Source organism: Pedobacter frigidisoli (assembly GCF_004331675.1).
Taxonomy (GTDB): domain Bacteria; phylum Bacteroidota; class Bacteroidia; order Sphingobacteriales; family Sphingobacteriaceae; genus Pedobacter; species Pedobacter frigidisoli.
The window spans coordinates 215,446-233,627 of the sequence record NZ_SJSN01000002.1 but is presented as its reverse complement, the minus strand read 5'-3'; the positions used below and the strand labels follow the sequence as shown (position 1 = coordinate 233,627).

Sequence of the window (18,182 nt, the reverse complement as noted above, 5' to 3'; positions counted from 1 at the left end):
ATGATTATCAAGCTAATTTATCGTATCTCTCTACTTACTTATCTTTTAATAGTTCCGATCATTTTAAAAGGACAGTTAAATTTAAAAGTGGGCGAATCTTTTCTAGATAACCAAGCTTTTAAACAAGTATTTGTTTCTGTTGAGGACCATACAGTTTGGGCATTAACACCAGCTGGGACTGTGTATTATAAAAAAGATAGTGATGTTAATTTCAGTATTTACGCACAAACTAGTGGCTTAAATATTGCCGAATTAACTGGCTTTAATGAGTCAGAAATGTATTTTCTAGTTAAACCTGATATAATTGTTCATTTTAAAAATGGAATAAAACACGAGCTAAAAGTTAATTACCCTGAAGTAAGTCGAATTAACGATATTTCAATAATAAGTTCTAAAAGAAATGTAGAATATACACCTGCCTATCCATATAATCCAAATGATGATTATTTAGCAATTGCGACTAACAAGCACATGTATAAAATCTATCGTGGCAATTTATCAGTTACAGAACAACAATCATACACAAATCAACCTTTAGTAAATGAACCCGATTGGCATATTACAAATGCTGGCTTCAAATCAGTAGATTTTCAACATCTGTATCCTATGGGCCAATGTTTTGTTAATGATCATGCAACACTAAACTACAAAGCTTTCACATCGTATGTTTCAGCATTACCGGATCGAGCTCCTTATCCATCTAAAATAAATTGCACATTATTTGCCCACCATTGGCAACAGGCATTTTTAGTTACTTCGGGATGGCAAATATTTTACAACATTTGGGGAACTGATGAAGGGTTATTTGCAAGAAATATGCTATCGTGTACAGGTATGGAGATAAAGAAAATTATCGCAGATGAAAAGATAAACGACTTGGAGGAATCATATGCACTAACCTCAATAGCTAAACAAAATTTTGTTTTTGCAGCCACAGATAGGGGATTATATTATACTCCAGCATCAATTTTTAATGAGTTTTATTCGAGTCCAGATAATTTAGATCGCGTTAAATTTACTAAACATCCATCTTTAATTAATTTAAAAATTAATTCTCTTTGTATCGACACCTATATTACAATATCCAAAGAAATTCCCTCTGGAATCCATTATAACACCATGTGCGAGAAAATTTTATGGCTAGCATCTGAAAATGGCATTAAGAAAATATACCTCACATTAGACCAAGATTACTATTCAAAAGTAAAGTATAGTGATTTCTACTATGAAAAACCACCATCAAATGGCTATAATAAACCCGAAATAGTTTTTGAAACCTGTGGTAACCAAACTATAAAGTTATCGCCTAGAATCCCAACCTCCCTTCACAATCAATTACTTTTTCAATGGTTTAAAGATGGTACTGAAATTAATGATTGGATAGGAAAACCAAATGTGGAGCTAAAAGAATCTGGAGTGTATACTTTAAAAATAACTGCGCTATGCGAAAATATCATTCTGGAATCACTACCCATCATAATAAAAAACAATACAACTCCAGAGATTGTATTTAATTACCCAGATGAGGTAAATATTTGCCAAGGAACTTCCTATAGTTTACAAACAAAATTAGTAACTGGCTATAAATATAAATGGATAAAAGATGGAGCAGAGATTCCAAATGCCAATCAAAACAGCTACAATATTGCAGTTTCAGGAATTTATAATGTACAGGTTAGTAACTGTGATGGCTATTTTGAAACATCAAAATCCGTAAAAATCAATCAAATAAATTTACCTACCCCTATATTTTCTTTAGGAAAAACTGCTTATTGCATTGGCGAGACAGCAGAAATCTCAGTTGTTAATCCTTTAAATTATAAAACAAAATGGTTTAAAGATGGGGGTGAATTGATGGAATTTGCAAATCAAAACATTATTACAACAACAAAATCAGGGTTATACGTTGTTTCATTCTTAAATGATGATAATTGTAATAGTAATTCTTTGGGAAGAAATATCAGGTTTAATCTGGTTCCAACTGTTGCTGTAAATCGTACCACAAACAAAGTGCTTTGTGCTGGTGAGGAAGTTACGCTAACGGCTAACCCAAACCAGAGTGGATCAGATTTTCTTTGGAGCACGGGAGAAAGAACTGCTAGTATAAAAGTTAATCGAAATGGTTTATTTTATGTGAATTTCACAAGTACATCTGGCTGCACAAAACAAAGCGATGAAATAGAAGTGATTGTAGGTGACCCTATAAATTTATCGTCACCTGATGAGCAGAGAATTTGTGTTATTGCTAAAGAGAAAGTTACTCTTGAAGCTGAAAGTGGTTTTGCATTCTACACCTGGAATGGAGAAAAAACTAAGATCCCGTTTTTTGAAGTAAATAAGGCAGGTAACTATGTTCTAACTGTTGAAGATATAAATGGATGCACCAAAAACGTGACCTACAAAGTTGTTCAGTACTGTAAGGATATATTAATTCCAAATGCGTTCAGTCCAAATGGTGATAATATTAACGATATATGGCAAATAAGTGGATTGGAAAGTGATCCTAATGCAAAAATTATAATATACAATCGGTTCGGAAATATTATTTATACATCGAATGGAAACAATCCTTTTTGGGATGGGAAGACAAAAGGAAATATTGTTCCAGTTGGTGTTTACTATTATTCCATTGAAACAAAAAGTACCAACCAAATACTTAAAGGATCAGTTACAATAATTAAATAATCCCTCATTTGTTATTCAGATATTCATTCAACGATGCAATACTTTGGCTTTATCGCTATTTTTAAATAAAATCGAGAACCAATGTTTTTGCGTTTCAAATTTATAGCTTAAAGAAAAGTTATAAAGGCTACAAATTTGTTTCGTAATAGCTAAACCAAGGCCCATCCCTTCTGAATTAGCAGATTTAGCAAATCGGCTGAATAGGTTTAAATCCATTTCACCGTCATTTCCTGTATTTGATATCTGTATGGAATCTTGATCTAAAACAATCCAAATTTGGCCACCTTTGAAATTGTATTTAATGGCATTACTCAATAAATTATTAAGTAGAACATCTGCCAAGTATTTGCTCATATTCACTTTTACGGCAGCCAAATTTAAATGAAAAGTAATCTTCTCATTTTCTGCTAGTTCTTTGAAAAGCCGAACTTTTTCTTCTAATAACTCATTAAGGGCTATAACCTGAATATCGGGAACAAGATTATTTTCGATTTTGGTTAACAAAAGTAGTCCTTGGTTAAGTCTTGATAATCTTCCTGTAGCCTTGTAAATGTCATCCAGTATAATTCCCTGTTCTTCAGTAAAAGGTCCATTCTGAAGCAAAGTATCCAGTTTAGAATTTATAATGGCTAAAGGTGTCATCATTTCGTGTGATGCGTTGTCTGTAAAGTTCCTTAAATCCTTATAATCCTGTTTTACGCGAGAAGCCATTAAATTTGCCGACTCATTTAATTCGTTAAATTCATCTATATCTGATTTACTGTAAGTGATCTCATTCATTTTAGTGAGATTAAAATCTTTCATCTGTAACAAGATTTTGTAAAATGGTTTCCATAGCCTTGTCAATGCGAAACGGTTAATTAATATCAGGCTGATTAAGAGTATTCCAGTTACGCCCAGTGTGATAAGCAAAATAATTCTGACCAAATCTTCAGACTCTACACGCGATTTTGTGATATTTACCTCGTACGGTTTATTTTTCAGGAAGACAATTGTAACCAAGCTCCTCCCAGGTTCCATCTCTTTATCTTTCGGATTATAGAAAGTTGTATACTTAAAATCCCTGGTTTCAGTTACATTTCCTGTTAATGGACGATAATATATTTGTTGATCGAGGTAACTTGCCGGAAGTGGCAATTGCTGATAAGTTTTTACATATTGTTTAATCTCATCTTCCTCTACCCCAAGATCCCTATCTAATTTTTCGGTTAATATAAAATGGATTACAACATAATAAATAACCCCTGTAAATAACAAAACTACCAGAGATGTAATCAAATTAACTCGATTATATTTACTTGCTAATTTCATATTTATCCAAACTTGTAACCAATACCATAAACCGATTTCAAATAATCTAACGCACCTGCTTCTACAAGTTTTTTTCGCAAATTTTTAACATGTGTGTAAATGAAATCGAAATCATCGGCGATATCCATTTCATCGCCCCATAAATGCTCTGCCATAGCATTTTTGGAAACTACTTTTCCTTTGTTAGATAAAAAGTAAATCAATAGATCGTATTCTTTTTTAGTTAAAACAACAGGAATTTTATTAACTGCAGTTTTCATCGAACTGAGATCAACTGTTAATTCATTAAATAAGATCTCATTGGTGCCATCAAAATTTTTACGACGAACAATTGCCGTAACCCGAGCTTTTAACTCCGATAAATGAAAGGGTTTCACTAAATAATCATCAGCTCCAAGGTCCAAACCATTTAATTTATCATCGAGAGAGTGTCTTGCAGAGATAATTAAGATCCCATCTTTCTTTTTAAGCGATCTAATTTTCCTCACCAGATCGAGCCCCTCACCATCTGGAAGTCCAAGATCTAACAATATGCAATCATAATCATACAATGCAATCTTTTCTGATGCCATAGCATAGTTTGATGCTGTTTCGCATATTGTTCCAGCCTCAGCAAAGTAAGCTTTCATGCTTTCTAATAATTGATACTCATCTTCTACTATCAGGATTTTCATTGTGTTTAAGTTAACAATTATTTCAACTGGAGAGGAATAATTTAATTTGTTATAATCTTTTAGATTAAATCTGAAAGAAAACTGTAAAAACTGGGCAAAAAAAAAACCGCCGACAATTGCCAGCGGTTAAATATACCAATCGGGATGATTCGTAATATTATTTTTTAGGTTTAGCGCTCATATAAAAAGTAAGCTTTCCTCCATTTGTAATATCTGAATGTTTAATTTGATGATTTGTAATCTCTTTTCCATTCAACATTACTTTTTGAACATAAACATTTTTATCACTTTGTTTAATTGCTTCTACTGTAAATGTTTTACCGTTTTCTAGATTAATCACCGCATTATTAACTAATGGACTTCCTAACGAATATACGTCAGAACCTGGAGCAACAGGATAAAATCCCATCGAAGAAAACATATACCAAGCACTCATTTGTCCGCAATCATCATTTCCACCCAAACCATCAGCAGTAGGTTTATATTGCATATTTAAAATGTGGCGAATTTGAGCCTGACCTTTATAAACTTCATCAGTCCAATTGTAAAGATAAGCTACATGGTGCGCCGGCTCATTCCCATGAACATAGCCACCAATAATACCTTCACGAGTAATATCTTCTGTATGTGCAAAAAATTCATCAGGTAAATGCATACTGAATAAGGAATCCAATCGAGCTGCAAATTTCTTTCTGCCACCCATTACTTCAATTAATGAAGCCGGATCATGCGGAACAAAGAAACTATAATTCCAGCTGTTTCCCTCGATAAATCCTTGTCCTTCAGTGTCTTTAGGATCGAATGTTTTCTTAAAAGTACCATCAGCTAAGCGTGGGCGCATAAAGCCTGAAGCAGTATCGTAATTATTTTTCCAGTTACCAGAACGTTTAATAAATTCATCATAAACATCCATGCGATTAAGTTTTTTAGCTAATTGTGCTATCGCCCAATCATCATAAGCATATTCTAACGTATTCGAAACCGATACCCCACTCTTTTCGGCAGGAATGTAACCCTTATCAATGTAATAACCAATCCCCTCGTAATCGCGGTGTTTGGCCGTTGTTACGCAGGCATCCAAAGCTTTATTTGCATCGCCATTATAGGTGCCTTTAATAATAGCATCAGCCAAAACGGAAACACTATGGTAGCCACTCATACACCAATTATCGTTTGCATAATGCGACCAAATAGGCAGCATGTGCAGGCTACTCTGATCATAATGCGCCATCATCGATTTCACCATATCGTTACTTCGACTTGGTTGCATAATGTTAAAGAATGGATGCAAAGCCCGATAAGTATCCCACAAAGAGAAAGTGGTATAATTGGTAAAACCATCCGCTTTATGGATGCCCTGATCTAAACCTTTATATTCGCCATTTACATCCGTATAGGTTGTTGGATTGATAAAAGCATGGTATAAGGCCGTGTAAAAATTAATTTTGTTATCGTTAGAAGTGGTAACCTGTATTTTGTTTAATTCCTTATTCCAGCCCGATTGAGCTTGGGCTTTTACTTTTTCAAAGTCCCATCCAGAAATCTCTGTACGCATATTTTGTAGTGCATTTTCTTGGCTAACTGGCGATAAAGCAAACTTGATCTTAACTTTTTCTCCTTCTTGAGTATCAAAATCAAAATACATTTTTAACTTTTTACCGGCAATTTCCGGGAAGTTTTGATCTTGGTTAAACTTGCCCCAAAATCCTCTGTAAGCCTGTTTAGCATCGTAGCTTTTACGCCCGTAACTCTTAAAAGCCTTTGAAAAACTCATGGCAAAATAAACCGTTCTGGTTCTTCCCCATCCATTGGTTTGGCGATAACCCGTAACCAATGTATCGTTAACAACACGAACATAAGTCCAAACGGTTTTGTCTTCGTAGTTGTAAATCCCTGCCATCAAATCTAAAATAATATGCGATTTATCTGATTTTGGAAAAGTGTATTGATGCATTCCAACTCTGGTGGTAGCCGTTAATTCTGCAGTAATGTTATCATCCTCAAGCTTCACCTTGTAGTAGCCAGCTTCTACTTTTTCATTTGCATGCGAGAAAGCAGAACGATATCCACCTTTTGGATCTGAAGCTGTACCCGGATTTAACTGCAATTTTCCTTGGGTTGGCATAATTAGAAAATCGCCCAAATCTGAATGACCAGTTCCGCTGAAATGAGTATGACTAAAACCTGTAATTGTTTTATCCTCGAACTTATAACCAGCGCAATATTTATAAACATCGCCGTTGTATTTTCCATTTACTTCGTAAGATAAAGTATCCGTTTCTGGACTTAATTGAACCGCACCAAATGGAACAGTGGCACCTGGGTAAGTATGTCCCATTTTAGAAGTACCGATAATCGGCTTAACATACTGCACAAGATTTTGCTGGGCCGCAGCCATTAGGGATGAAAGCAAAAGACAAGGCAGAACAACTTTTTTAATCATATCAGTTAAAAATTTAGCTTATTTTTTTGAAAATTCTAAGGTATTAATTTAATCGCAAATCTGTAAAAATTCTCCAACTAAATCGTTTAACCAACTAAAAAAATACAATAGCTTAATCTAATGCGGATTGGATTATTTTTTAGAAAGCAATTGCAGTACTTTTCAGTTGCTTCACTCCTGCTCTTTGCTAATCCCGACAAGAACGGGAACCGCTCTCGATCAGGTTTAATTAACTTAAAATTTGCAAGAAACTCAACAAAAGCAAGAATTTATAAACCTCGTTTTTACAAGTAACTGACTTGCTTTAAATAATTTCAGCTAAATAAACCTTATTTTTGCATCCAATAATTTTAAAATGAGTAAACACGGTAGAATTCTGGTTGCCATGAGTGGCGGGGTTGATAGTTCGGTAGCGGCTGTAATGTTGCACGAGCAAGGTTATGAGGTTATTGGCTTAACCATGAAAACTTGGGATTATGCAACCTCTGGTGGTATCAGTAAGGAAACTGGTTGTTGTTCGCTAGATAGCATTAACGATGCCCGTACACTCGCCGTAAATTATGGTTTCCCTCACTACATTTTAGATATCCGCGATGAATTTGGAGATTATGTAATCGATAATTTCGTAGATGAATACCTTGCCGGAAGAACGCCAAATCCTTGTGTATTGTGTAATACGCACATTAAATGGGAAGCTTTATTAAAACGTGCCAACAAATTAGATTGCGAGTTTATTGCTACTGGTCATTATGCTAATGTACGCCAACAAGATAGCGGCCGTTATGTAATTTCTAAAGGCAAGGATGAAAATAAAGACCAATCTTATGTGCTTTGGGGTGTGTCTCAAGAGAATCTTTCCCGTACAAAATTTCCGTTAGGCAGTTTTGCAAAAGCCGAAATTAGACAGATGGCTTTGGATATGGGACAAGAGGAATTGGCAAAAAAATCTGAAAGTTACGAGATCTGCTTTGTTCCTGATAACGATTACAGAGCATTTTTAAAACATAAAGTTGAAGATTTGGAAGATAAGGTTGCTGGTGGTAATTTCATTTTAAGCAATGGAATGATCGTTGGTCAACATAAAGGTTATCCGTTTTACACCATTGGGCAACGTAAGGGTTTAGGTATTGCATTTGGCGAGCCAATGTTTGTTACTCAAATCTTACCAGAAAGCAATACTGTTGTTTTGGGTAAAGCCGAAGAACTGGAACGTAAGGAAGCCATGGTTCGCAATATTAACTTGGTTAAATATGCGAGTATTGAAGAACCAATGAATGACGTAATTACGAAGATCCGTTATAAGGATGCCGGTATGTTAAGTACAATTGTTCAAGAAAAAGATAGAATGCGTGTGGTGTTTGATCACAATGTTTCTGCAATAGCACCTGGCCAATCTGCCGTTTTTTACGAAGGAAACGATTTATTAGGCGGTGGCTTTTTGGTTTAAAGAATTTCACTCAACATATAAACCTCAGTTATTAACTGGGGTTTTCTTTTTTAAAAGCATTTTTTGGATAAAGGAATCTCTCAAAAGAGATAAAATCACCTACTCTTTCTAAAAGCAGCTACTGAAATTTCGAGGAGGAATAAAACAACTTCGGCTAATAGCTCCATATTTTTTTATTTCAAGGTAGCAAAAAAATAGCTATAATTCTATAAATCAATTTATTAAAATTCGTTACCAAAACTTGTAAATAAAAAAAACCTCAAAATGCGAGGTTTTCAAAATAGCCAACTCTAAGGATTATTCATTTCCCTTGAACACGTTTATAGACGAAGTTTTCCAATGGATATAGCCTAAGTTACCACAAGCTTGCGCAACAAAGTTTTCTACATCTTCTGGCACATCATTAACTACACGCCACCTAATTGTATATTTTGGGTTATAACTAATGTACACTACTAAATCATCATTACGCTGACCGATAGATTGTAACGACTGCAAATGAATATCTTGTAAATCTGCAGCAGCAATTCTCAGTCGCTCGTTCATGATCTTTCCTAGTGATTGATCTGGTCTAAAATCGGTCTCAAATATGGCTAAAACGGTTACGGTCATAGAAAAATAAATATATCAGCAAACAAACGTAGCCATAGCCTATTTGTTTAAAATAATCAAATAAATACATCTTTGATAGTGTATTCTTGTCTCTCTAAAGGCAAATCTATACTAAAAAATTTAGTATCAAAATTTATTTAGCGATTTTTTTTACCCTTAAATAAAATTGTAGAAAAGTATGACAAGTGCATCCTACTGCGTTAATAACTCCATAAATGTGAACAACTATCTTAAACATCTGACTGCTAGAGGAGTTATCCTAATATAAAAGGAGGAGCATATGAAAAAGTGCATTTATGTAGTTGAAGACAATCCTAACATCAGAGAAATAATTGAATTTTTATTAATTGAAGAACATTACGATGTAAAAGCATGCTGTAATACCAGCGATTTTTGGATGCAAATGAACGAGCATATTCCAGATATGGTAATTTTAGATATTATGCTTCCGGATGGAAATGGGTTAGATATTTGTAATCTATTAAAAAGAAATGTAAAAACTCATGCTATTCCCGTGATGATGATGTCGGCCAACAATCATTTAAATGCGGTTAAAGCTAAATGCGATGCTGAAGATTTCATTAATAAACCATTTGATTTGAATGATTTTGCCAGTAGAGTAGAAAAATATTTACCTAATTAAATTCTATAAATTTCTACAGCGGAAATTTTATCCGCTGTATAAATTATAACTAAAGCACTATACTTTCGATTGCTTTTTCTAAAGCTTGGTCTTTCAAATCTGGCATGTTAACACCCTCCACCCTAAAAGCTTTCATATCAACCATTCCTAAGAAACCTAATACTGCTCGCAAATAAGGTTCTGTAAAATCATAAGATTTCATTGGTCCCTCAGAATAAACGCCACCTGATGAGATTGCCAAATAAACTTTTTTACCTTTAACCAAACCCTCAGGTCCATTTCCTGAATAGCTAAACGTTTGTCCGGCACGGGCAATGTGATCAATCCATGCTTTTAATGTAGAGTGGATTCCGAAATTATAAAGTGGAACACCAATTACAATCACATCTGCGTCCATCAATTCGGCAATAGCTTCGTTTGAATGTTTTACTGCTTCCGTTAATTCAGGCGTAAAGTTTTCTAAGGGCGTGTAAAAAGAATTTAAATGTACTTCCTCTAAATGTGGGAATGGAGACGAGGTAAGATCGTGTGTGGTAATGGTACTATTTGGATTTGCAGTAACTAATTTTTCTACAATTGCATTACCCAATTTAATGCTGAAAGAAACAGCCCCTCTCGGACTAGATATAAGATGTAATATTTTCATGTTTTTGCCTTTTATGGTCTGGCAAAACTAAGCTTAACAGCTATCAATAAGTTACTACTATACCAAAGGATAGCGCTATCCTTTGGTATAGTAGTAATGAAAATATTATGAAAAACATCCTTTAGGTCTTATTTAGATGGTTCAATTACAGCTACAAAACCTCCATCTTTAACCATATTAATATCTATTGTTTCGCCAGCTTTAATTGGCTTTACAATACGTTTAAAGTCCATAGCTTGGAAATCGGCATTAATACCATCCTTAATAAGTGTGATCTGATAATTCTGTCCAGCTTTCAAAAAGCTTGTTTCTATTTTTAAATCGTGTTTTTGATCATTACCCATCGCCCCAACAAACCATTTTTCGCCTTTGCGTTTAGCGGTTACAATGTATTCGCCAACGCTCGCAGATAAAATTTTGGTTTCATCCCAAGTTACCGGCACACTGGTAATGAATGAAGTAGTTTCGGGTTCTCTTAAATAGTTGAATGGATTATCTGCCAACATTTGAAAGCCACTTTCGAAAACAATATACATGGCCAATTGATGCGCTCTCGTACCAATACTCATGGTATTTACCCAGCTAGGTTTATAATCCTGTTTATGGGCAGAACGCATGGCTCCTGGGGTGTAATCCATCGGACCGACTGCATTTCTTAAAAATGGTAAGAATAAATTATTATTTGGAGTAGCCAAACCACCACCAATATTTTGTTCCATGCCAATTACACCCTCGTAAGATAGCACATTTGGATAAGCAACCTCTAAACCTGCTGGCTTGAAAGCGCCATGAAAATCGACCAAGATGTGATGCTTAGCGGCTTCCTTTGCTACTCGAGTATAGTAGTTTACCATCCATTGGTCGCTCCTATCCATAAAATCGATTTTCACTCCTGCAATGCCCCATTTTTCTAAAGTCTCGAAAACATTAAAATTATTTTCGACAGCAAGCCAAGTGAACCAAAGTACAATCTTCACATTTTTTTGTTTCCCGTAGGCGATCAATTCTTGCAGATTGATGGTTGGATTTGGCTCAAAAGGATTAAGCGTAGTTTTTGCCCAACCTTCATCCATAATAATATACGGGATACCAAATTTAGAGGCAAAATCGATGTAATATTTATACGTATCCTGATTGTAGCCCGACTTAAAATCTACACCATAAACATAAGCATTGTGCCACCATTCCCAGGTTACTTGCCCTGGCTTAATCCATTTGGTATCTTGTAATTGGTTTGGAGTGCTTAATTTATAAACCATTTGATTTGCCGCCAATTGCACATCGTTATCAGTAATAACCAAAAAGCGCCATGGAAATGATCTTTTACCAGCTGTTTTAGCAATATAATCAGCTTCATTTAAAATCTTCTTACTTCTATCGCCATCTTCGCCGAATGCCAATGGAGCTTTTGGAAATGTAGCATCGATGGTTTTTTCATTGGTTGCTTTTACAAAAAGACATGGATAATCGTAAAGATCAGCTTCGGAGAATAATGCTTTATATTTCCCCGTATCAAATAAGATTGGCAGAACGCTCATCTTATCCTTGTTCACTTTTGCTAAGTCATTCTGACGATAAAGGATTTCATAAGATGTTTTAAAACCACCTGTCTCCAAGTAAGCCGTTTTAACAGGATCATTGAAACCAATATGAACATCTTCACTGTTCACAATAATCGAATCTTTTTTATTGGTGATGAATCGATAAGCAATTCCATCGTTATATGCTCTAAATTCAATGCTAAAATCGCCTTTAAAATCTAGCCTCAACAGGTTATAATGATTAACAACCGTTGCATTTTTTAATGGAACAATTGGATTGGAGGTAGTATTTACAGTTGAAATCGTCTTTTTAAGCAGCTTTGCATTTGCACCTAGTTGAAGTTGATCGAGGTTAAGCTGAAGATAGGAATTGGCGATTAACGGGTTTCCATTAAAACTTACAGCATAACCTATTTTATCTTTCACGTTAACTGAAATTTTTATTCGATTATCTGGTGATGATAAATCTATAGTAGCACTAAAAGCCTTGCTAAAAGCAAGAAATGTTAGAATAATTAGTAAAATTTTTTTTTTTCATTCTGATTTAGGTTGATGATATGTTAGGTTATCTCGATTTAAACGGGTAAAACTAAATCGATTTACTTTGTTGAAGTTAATGACTGTTTTTGATATAGCAAAGTTTTTTAAACCTTATCAAGTTTCATCCTGTTCTTTAATAAAAACTTATATCATGGAAAATCAAGAAAACAATCAAGAGGAAATTCAAAATATAGCGCAATTTCAAGTGGGCCGAGCTAATGGAAATGCACCAGATGGGCACCCTGCTAAAGAAAGTGAAGAATATACAGAAGATGAAATACCGTTTGCAGATGGCGAAGGAACACAGCTTAATGAGGAAATTGGTGGTCCAGACGATGAGGAGGATGATGATGAATCAGCAGAAACAAACGATGAGTCTGTTGAGGATCAAGAATACAATGAATCTGATGTGGAGGAATTGGATAATGATCCAAATGCTTATGATAAAGTAGATGGCGAAATGCTATAAAATTTACAGGCTCCATTAAACGTGGAGCAGGTAAATCTATCTAAACAAAGGCGCTCCACAATATTTGCAAAACAGCGCATCACTATCATGTCCCTCTCTACTACAACTTGGACAAGATTCTGGCAGCTCTTTTTTCTGCCTTGCAGCTAGTGCGATATCATGCGTAATAATTCCGGTGGGCACTGCAATGATGGCGTAACCGATTAGCATGACTACCGAGGCTACGAATTTGCCTATTGGTGTAACAGGAGAAATATCGCCATAACCAACCGTTGTAATGGTTACAATTGCCCAATAAATACTTTCTGGAATATTAGAAAATCCATTTTCCCGCTGCTCAACCAGATACATTATCGAACCTAATATTACGGTTATGGTGAGTACGGTTAGCAAAAATATACTGATCTTTCTTAAGCTATTCTTCAATGCTTGCGTTAAGAAATTAATCTCGGTTAAAAACTGTCCGAGTTTAAAAATCCTGAAAACCCTTAACAATCTCAAAGCCCTAAAAACCAATAGCGATTGTGCACCAATAAAGAAAATACTGAGGTATGATGGAAGCAATGCGATTAAATCTATAATCCCAAGCGGACTGATTACATATTTTATTGGTTTTCGAATACTGATTAACCTTAAAATATATTCAACGGTGAAAAGTGCGGCAAAAATCCACTCCATAATATTAAATAGCTTGCCATATTTCAAATGGATGCTAATCACACTATCTAACATGACCACAATAATACTGGCAAAAATGGCAATCAACAAGCCTACATCGAATGCCTTTCCTGCTGGTGTATTAGATTCGTAAATAATTTCATGCAGCTTAAAACGCCAATCTTTTGGTGTAGGTGATTCCATCATTTAATTTTTATAATTAAAGGTAGCTTTTATGGTTAAGGATTTCTCGTTAGTTAGTTATTTGTAACAGAGGGTAAATATTATTGTTTTGTTCAAATTAAATGGGTAAAACTTAATGGTAAAAATTTTGTCTTAAACTAAAGGAATTATGAAAGTTAAGGGAACATTTATACATACATTAAAAACGGGAGAGAAAGCGTTAATCCTACTGACAGATAATGAAGAAGAACAAGAAAAACTCTTCCATTACTTATCAATAGATGCTTATCAGTTTAAAAAAGAGATTGTCGAAAAAGAACCTAGAATTGAACTTATATCTGCAGGATATACTGATAATGAGGGGAAGGTGGTTTGGAATGAAAACTATATTCCTATTCCAAAATGGTTTGAGATGAACTAATTCTAATAATTAGCCATTGATTTATGATGTTCACTTTTACTACATTTCCCTTACTTGTAATTAGGCCTGGCTTTAATCGTTAAGGTTTTCAACCAATGTTGAAAGTTTTACGAGAATCAAACTACTTGAAAGTTAGCCGATAACATTTTAAAGCAACCATGCATACATCTAGCGTTTGAAGAATATGCTAATCAAACCTTAATTTTGATCTATGGCAAATACAAACGTTAAAAAATCGATACAAAATAAAATAGAATTTTTGGGTAAGGAAATTGAAACCTTACAGCTCGAGTTAAAGAAGTGGGAAAAAATTGCTGCCGATTATGAGGTCAATTCAGAAAGCATCGACCTAATCCTATCCATTCAATTACCCGAAAAAGCAGAACTAAAAGCAAAAAAGGTAAAGTTATAAGTTGTTAAAATCCTTAAACTGTTTCATATAATCTGTTGTTATACCCATACAACAAAAACCAATTTATATGAAAAAGTTAATTTATTTAATGGCCGTCTCATTATCGGCATTAACATTTCAAGCCTGTAGTGGTGGTTCGAAAGATGCAAAAGAAAGTGCAGATAGCTTAAATCTTGCTAAGGATACAACCACAAATCTGGCTGCAACTGGTGGGATTGCTGTTGATGAAGCAGATGCCAAATTCGCTACTCAAGCAGCTGTAGGGGGAATGGCCGAAGTAGAACTAGGAAAAATGGCGCTTGAAAAAGGAACTAATCAACAGGTTAAGGATTTTGCTAGCATGATGGTAAAGGATCATGGCATGGCGAATACCGAATTGATGGACATTTCCGCCAAAAAGAATATAACCTTACCTAGCACTGTTGATGAAGAGCATAAAAAAATAATGGATGATCTGAGCAAAAAAACTGGTGCTGATTTTGATAAAGCTTATGTTGATGCCATGGTTAGCGGACATAAGGCTACGCTAAAGTTAATGGAAGATGAATCTAAGAATGGCGCAGATGCAGACCTGAAAGCATTCGCCACCAAAACTTCACCTACTGTTCAAGGTCATTTGGTAATGATCAACAAGATCAGCGACAGTATGAAATAAGAACCATATTAATTATTTAAAGGATTTTCGCTATGCGGAAGTCCTTTTTTTTATACCAATCCGGCCTGCCTACGTTCTTTTGCAAAAATTTCTTCAACAGCCGTTAAAAGTTTCTCATAAGACACGGGTTTCACTAAAAACTTATCGCAATTTACGCTAAAAGCATCTATGGCATATTCTTCGTGCCCTGTTACAAATATTAGGTAACGAACTTTATCCCTAAGCACCTTTGCTACATCTAGGCCCGAAATATCCATCTGTATATCTAAAAATAAAAAATCAATCTTATCGTTTATAGATATATCATTAATTGCTTGCGCTGGATTTGTATAAGTGAAAACGGTGCGGAATTCGGGAATCTGACTTATAAATTTTTTGAGGACGTCAATACTTAATTGATCATCATCTACAATTGCACATTTAAAAAAATCGGAGTATAAGCGCTTCATTAAGGTATATTTCCTTAACATTAAGCAAATGCTAAGCCAAAATTAAATAGCACAACTTAAAGATTTAAAAATATGCCCGCTCAAAAATGGATAATGATTATATCGTATCTAAAATTCTGGAGGTGTATAACGATCGATAAATGTTTTTCTGCTTAAAATTTTTAGGTATGCATAATTACCAGAAACCTGCTTGCGCTGCTTTAATTCGTACAAAAAGTGTCCGCCAAGATCTACAATGATTGGTGCGGTTGCCTGATACCAAACACTGTGTGGCTTTTTCCAACAAAATGAATAGTAGTGTGAGGTAAACGCTATTCCCTTTAATTCAGGATGATAAAAATTAAGGATTTTTGAATTTAATAAGCCTTGCTGCACATCAGCTTTTCTGAGCATAGAAAGATGATCTGATTGACAAAATTCATAATCCCTCAACTTTGGATCGTCAACATCTGGTAGATGCTTGAGCACTCTGAAGCCCTTAAATTTTTTTCCATTTAACACCCAAATCAAATTTGGATAAAATGCTTCTCTACTCTGCAATTCTGCCAAGGTAATTGGAGAATTTTGAAATTCGATTGTATAGCCAGATGGTGTAAATATATCAGCTCGATGAAAATCGCCTTTGGCAGCATCTACAAAACCAATTTCCCTAAATGATGGCGGAAAAGCTAGTTTCCAATCTCGATGCCATGCTGATTCTTTTCTGTAGAACTCCCTTTTTAAGGAACTATTAGTTTCATTAAAATCAATTAAGGGATAATTTTTTTCTACTTCACTGCTCATCAATGCTGAAAATCAACCACCTTTTTAAGGTATTCTATAAATTATAATTAGGGCTCGGCAAATTTAAGCTAAAATTTTTAGTCAGAAAACAACTTTTAAATATTTATTAAAATTTGATATTGCCTCATAATTCCCTCTCTTTTAATAGCTAAAAGAAACCAATTCCTTATTAATTACGTTTATACAATAACTAAGCGTACTTTGCGCAATTAAGAGAATGACTTATTGATCCTGGAGTTTTGGTCCGCGAAAATGAGAAGAAGAAGATAAACCCCATGAAATCAAAAGCAAAATTCCCATGTTCTACCGGAACATCTTTTTACGGTGAAGTTAGAAAGAGAGTCCAAATGAGCTTTAAGGAACAAGATTTAAGTACACATGCCAATAAAGCAATGTGGTTTAAGGCTATTCTATTTTTAACAATTTTTGTAGGATTATATTTTTCGATACTTTTTGTTTTCCAAGGAACGTTAGTTTTAATCTTAATGGCAATTCTGCTTGGTGTAACGAGTGCTTTTATTGGTTTCAATATCTGCCACGATGCGATACATGGATCTTTTTCTTCCAGTAAATCGGTTAATAGCAGTTTAAGTTTTATCTTTCACATGGTTGGTGCAAATCCTTACGTTTGGAATATTACGCACAATGTTGTTCACCATACTTACACCAATATTCCGGGGCATGATGAGGATATTGAGGTTGCTCCTGGCTTAATTAGAATAGCTGAGAAGGATGAATTAAAACCCTATCAACGCTTTCAACAATGGTATGCATTTCCGCTTTACAGCCTTGCATCTCTATCATGGATTTTTAGAAAAGATTACAAAAAATTCTTTCAGGCAAGTGTTGGTGCATGCCAAAATAAACACCCAAAGATTGAATATTTTAATTTGTTCTTCTATAAATTTCTTTATTATTTTTTATTTCTGGCGGTTCCAATTTTAACTATTTCGATTCCATGGTGGCACGTGATTATTGGCTTTATCGTTTTGCATTTGGCACAGGGCTTAACCATGGGGCTAGTTTTTCAACTTGCGCATGTAGTTGAGGGAACAATTTTTCCATCACCTAATCAACACGGAAATATGGAAGAAGCTTGGGCAGAACACCAGATGCGAACTACAGCAAATTTTGCAACGCATTGCCCTTTTGCAGCTTTCTTTCTTGGTGGTTTAAATAGGCAAATCGAACATCATCTTTTCCCCAAAATCTGCCACATTCATTACGGAAAAATCTCGAAGATTGTTAAACAGACAGCTTTGGAATATAATATTCCATATCATGAAAGCCCGACATTTTTCACTGCGCTGAAATCGCACTTTCTAATATTGAAGAAAATGGGACAACCAGCTATAAAACAATAACTTATAAAATGTAAATTACTTAAGGCTATCTTTTCTATCAGATTTGAAGATGATGTAAAAGACAAAGATCCCAGCCAATAAAAAAATTATTCCCAATATCAATTCCGTTCTATCATCCATATTTTAAGGTATAAAAAAAGGTAGCCAAGTAAATGACTACCTTTTGTATTTGCAAGCTCCCAAACATTACAAATAACTAAACTAATAAGTTATTCTTCCTATGTATTAAAGACAAAAGATTTGTAAT

The 18,182-nt window shown here is 34.6% G+C and carries 17 protein-coding genes; 8 read left to right on the top strand and 9 right to left on the bottom strand.

Annotated features, from left to right (window positions below; genetic code table 11):
• Nucleotides 1-2,685, top strand: a complete 2,685-nt coding sequence (locus EZ449_RS03825) for a gliding motility-associated C-terminal domain-containing protein (protein WP_131556632.1) — start codon at nt 1-3, stop codon at nt 2,683-2,685.
• A gap of 27 nt (nt 2,686-2,712) precedes the next feature.
• Here the strand turns inward: EZ449_RS03825 and EZ449_RS03820 are convergent, their stop codons facing one another.
• The 3 genes from EZ449_RS03820 to EZ449_RS03810 form a co-directional block, all read right to left on the bottom strand.
• A complete protein-coding gene (locus tag EZ449_RS03820; protein WP_131556631.1) occupies nt 2,713-3,996 on the bottom strand; it encodes a sensor histidine kinase in 1,284 nt (427 codons plus the stop codon).
• Between the two features lie 2 nt (nt 3,997-3,998).
• Nucleotides 3,999-4,670, bottom strand: coding sequence for a response regulator transcription factor (locus tag EZ449_RS03815; protein ID WP_131556630.1), 672 nt, complete (start codon nt 4,668-4,670; stop codon nt 3,999-4,001).
• Nucleotides 4,671-4,827: 157 nt separating this feature from the next.
• A complete protein-coding gene (locus tag EZ449_RS03810) occupies nt 4,828-7,113 on the bottom strand; it encodes a GH92 family glycosyl hydrolase (RefSeq protein ID WP_205942939.1) in 2,286 nt (761 codons plus the stop codon).
• A 355-nt stretch (nt 7,114-7,468) separates the two neighbouring features.
• Here EZ449_RS03810 and mnmA point away from each other — a divergent pair, with 355 nt between their 5' ends.
• Nucleotides 7,469-8,560: a tRNA 2-thiouridine(34) synthase MnmA gene (mnmA, locus tag EZ449_RS03805; RefSeq protein WP_131556629.1), complete on the top strand. Its 1,092-nt coding sequence runs from the start codon at nt 7,469-7,471 to the stop codon at nt 8,558-8,560.
• Between the two features lie 297 nt (nt 8,561-8,857).
• On the opposite strand, the gene EZ449_RS03800 is transcribed toward mnmA, so the two are convergent.
• Entirely contained in the window at nt 8,858-9,172 is a 315-nt protein-coding gene (locus tag EZ449_RS03800; RefSeq protein WP_131556628.1) for a hypothetical protein, read from the bottom strand.
• Nucleotides 9,173-9,452: 280 nt separating this feature from the next.
• Here EZ449_RS03800 and EZ449_RS03795 point away from each other — a divergent pair, with 280 nt between their 5' ends.
• Entirely contained in the window at nt 9,453-9,815 is a 363-nt protein-coding gene (locus EZ449_RS03795; RefSeq protein WP_131556627.1) for a response regulator transcription factor, read from the top strand.
• A 49-nt stretch (nt 9,816-9,864) separates the two neighbouring features.
• Here EZ449_RS03795 and EZ449_RS03790 read toward each other — a convergent pair whose 3' ends face one another.
• Nucleotides 9,865-10,461, bottom strand: coding sequence for an FMN-dependent NADH-azoreductase (locus EZ449_RS03790; RefSeq protein ID WP_131556626.1), 597 nt, complete (start codon nt 10,459-10,461; stop codon nt 9,865-9,867).
• A gap of 128 nt (nt 10,462-10,589) precedes the next feature.
• On the bottom strand, nt 10,590-12,473 hold the full coding sequence (locus EZ449_RS03785; RefSeq protein WP_225872228.1) for a glycoside hydrolase family 97 protein: 1,884 nt from the start codon (nt 12,471-12,473) through the stop codon (nt 10,590-10,592).
• A gap of 220 nt (nt 12,474-12,693) precedes the next feature.
• Between EZ449_RS03785 and EZ449_RS03780 the strand changes: the two genes are divergently transcribed.
• Entirely contained in the window at nt 12,694-13,011 is a 318-nt protein-coding gene (locus tag EZ449_RS03780) for a hypothetical protein (protein WP_131556624.1), read from the top strand.
• Nucleotides 13,012-13,047: 36 nt separating this feature from the next.
• Here EZ449_RS03780 and EZ449_RS03775 read toward each other — a convergent pair whose 3' ends face one another.
• Nucleotides 13,048-13,875 carry an ion transporter gene (locus EZ449_RS03775; RefSeq protein WP_225872219.1) on the bottom strand — a complete coding sequence of 276 codons (828 nt, stop codon included), beginning with the start codon at nt 13,873-13,875 and terminating at the stop codon, nt 13,048-13,050.
• A 145-nt stretch (nt 13,876-14,020) separates the two neighbouring features.
• On the opposite strand from EZ449_RS03775, the gene EZ449_RS03770 reads away from it, so the two are divergent.
• The 3 genes from EZ449_RS03770 to EZ449_RS03760 all read left to right on the top strand — a co-directional run bounded on the left by EZ449_RS03770 (nt 14,021) and on the right by EZ449_RS03760 (nt 15,339).
• A complete protein-coding gene (locus tag EZ449_RS03770) occupies nt 14,021-14,272 on the top strand; it encodes a hypothetical protein (protein ID WP_131556623.1) in 252 nt (83 codons plus the stop codon).
• A gap of 211 nt (nt 14,273-14,483) precedes the next feature.
• Nucleotides 14,484-14,684, top strand: a complete 201-nt coding sequence (locus EZ449_RS03765) for a hypothetical protein (RefSeq protein WP_131556622.1) — start codon at nt 14,484-14,486, stop codon at nt 14,682-14,684.
• Nucleotides 14,685-14,751: 67 nt separating this feature from the next.
• Nucleotides 14,752-15,339: a DUF4142 domain-containing protein gene (locus EZ449_RS03760; protein ID WP_131556621.1), complete on the top strand. Its 588-nt coding sequence runs from the start codon at nt 14,752-14,754 to the stop codon at nt 15,337-15,339.
• A gap of 50 nt (nt 15,340-15,389) precedes the next feature.
• Here the strand turns inward: EZ449_RS03760 and EZ449_RS03755 are convergent, their stop codons facing one another.
• Nucleotides 15,390-15,788, bottom strand: coding sequence for a LytR/AlgR family response regulator transcription factor (locus EZ449_RS03755; RefSeq protein WP_165499689.1), 399 nt, complete (start codon nt 15,786-15,788; stop codon nt 15,390-15,392).
• A 108-nt stretch (nt 15,789-15,896) separates the two neighbouring features.
• On the bottom strand, nt 15,897-16,571 hold the full coding sequence (locus EZ449_RS03750) for a competence protein CoiA family protein (protein ID WP_225872218.1): 675 nt from the start codon (nt 16,569-16,571) through the stop codon (nt 15,897-15,899).
• Between the two features lie 275 nt (nt 16,572-16,846).
• Between EZ449_RS03750 and EZ449_RS03745 the strand changes: the two genes are divergently transcribed.
• The gene (locus tag EZ449_RS03745) at nt 16,847-17,935 is read left to right on the top strand and encodes a fatty acid desaturase family protein (RefSeq protein WP_131556619.1); all 1,089 of its coding nucleotides are present in this window, start codon (nt 16,847-16,849) and stop codon (nt 17,933-17,935) included.
• The last annotated feature ends 247 nt before the right edge of the window (nt 17,936-18,182 follow it).

What these genes read in the sequence shown, in the direction of transcription:
- EZ449_RS03825 (WP_131556632.1), top strand. Translation starts at nt 1, where the DNA reads ATGATTATCAAGCTAATTTATCGTATCTCTCTACTTACTTATCTTTTA.
- EZ449_RS03820 (WP_131556631.1), bottom strand. Translation starts at nt 3,996, where the DNA reads ATGAAATTAGCAAGTAAATATAATCGAGTTAATTTGATTACATCTCTG.
- EZ449_RS03815 (WP_131556630.1), bottom strand. Translation starts at nt 4,670, where the DNA reads ATGAAAATCCTGATAGTAGAAGATGAGTATCAATTATTAGAAAGCATG.
- EZ449_RS03810 (WP_205942939.1), bottom strand. Translation starts at nt 7,113, where the DNA reads ATGATTAAAAAAGTTGTTCTGCCTTGTCTTTTGCTTTCATCCCTAATG.
- mnmA (WP_131556629.1), top strand. Translation starts at nt 7,469, where the DNA reads ATGAGTAAACACGGTAGAATTCTGGTTGCCATGAGTGGCGGGGTTGAT.
- EZ449_RS03800 (WP_131556628.1), bottom strand. Translation starts at nt 9,172, where the DNA reads ATGACCGTAACCGTTTTAGCCATATTTGAGACCGATTTTAGACCAGAT.
- EZ449_RS03795 (WP_131556627.1), top strand. Translation starts at nt 9,453, where the DNA reads ATGAAAAAGTGCATTTATGTAGTTGAAGACAATCCTAACATCAGAGAA.
- EZ449_RS03790 (WP_131556626.1), bottom strand. Translation starts at nt 10,461, where the DNA reads ATGAAAATATTACATCTTATATCTAGTCCGAGAGGGGCTGTTTCTTTC.
- EZ449_RS03780 (WP_131556624.1), top strand. Translation starts at nt 12,694, where the DNA reads ATGGAAAATCAAGAAAACAATCAAGAGGAAATTCAAAATATAGCGCAA.
- EZ449_RS03775 (WP_225872219.1), bottom strand. Translation starts at nt 13,875, where the DNA reads ATGATGGAATCACCTACACCAAAAGATTGGCGTTTTAAGCTGCATGAA.
- EZ449_RS03770 (WP_131556623.1), top strand. Translation starts at nt 14,021, where the DNA reads ATGAAAGTTAAGGGAACATTTATACATACATTAAAAACGGGAGAGAAA.
- EZ449_RS03765 (WP_131556622.1), top strand. Translation starts at nt 14,484, where the DNA reads ATGGCAAATACAAACGTTAAAAAATCGATACAAAATAAAATAGAATTT.
- EZ449_RS03760 (WP_131556621.1), top strand. Translation starts at nt 14,752, where the DNA reads ATGAAAAAGTTAATTTATTTAATGGCCGTCTCATTATCGGCATTAACA.
- EZ449_RS03755 (WP_165499689.1), bottom strand. Translation starts at nt 15,788, where the DNA reads ATGAAGCGCTTATACTCCGATTTTTTTAAATGTGCAATTGTAGATGAT.
- EZ449_RS03750 (WP_225872218.1), bottom strand. Translation starts at nt 16,571, where the DNA reads ATGAGCAGTGAAGTAGAAAAAAATTATCCCTTAATTGATTTTAATGAA.
- EZ449_RS03745 (WP_131556619.1), top strand. Translation starts at nt 16,847, where the DNA reads ATGAAATCAAAAGCAAAATTCCCATGTTCTACCGGAACATCTTTTTAC.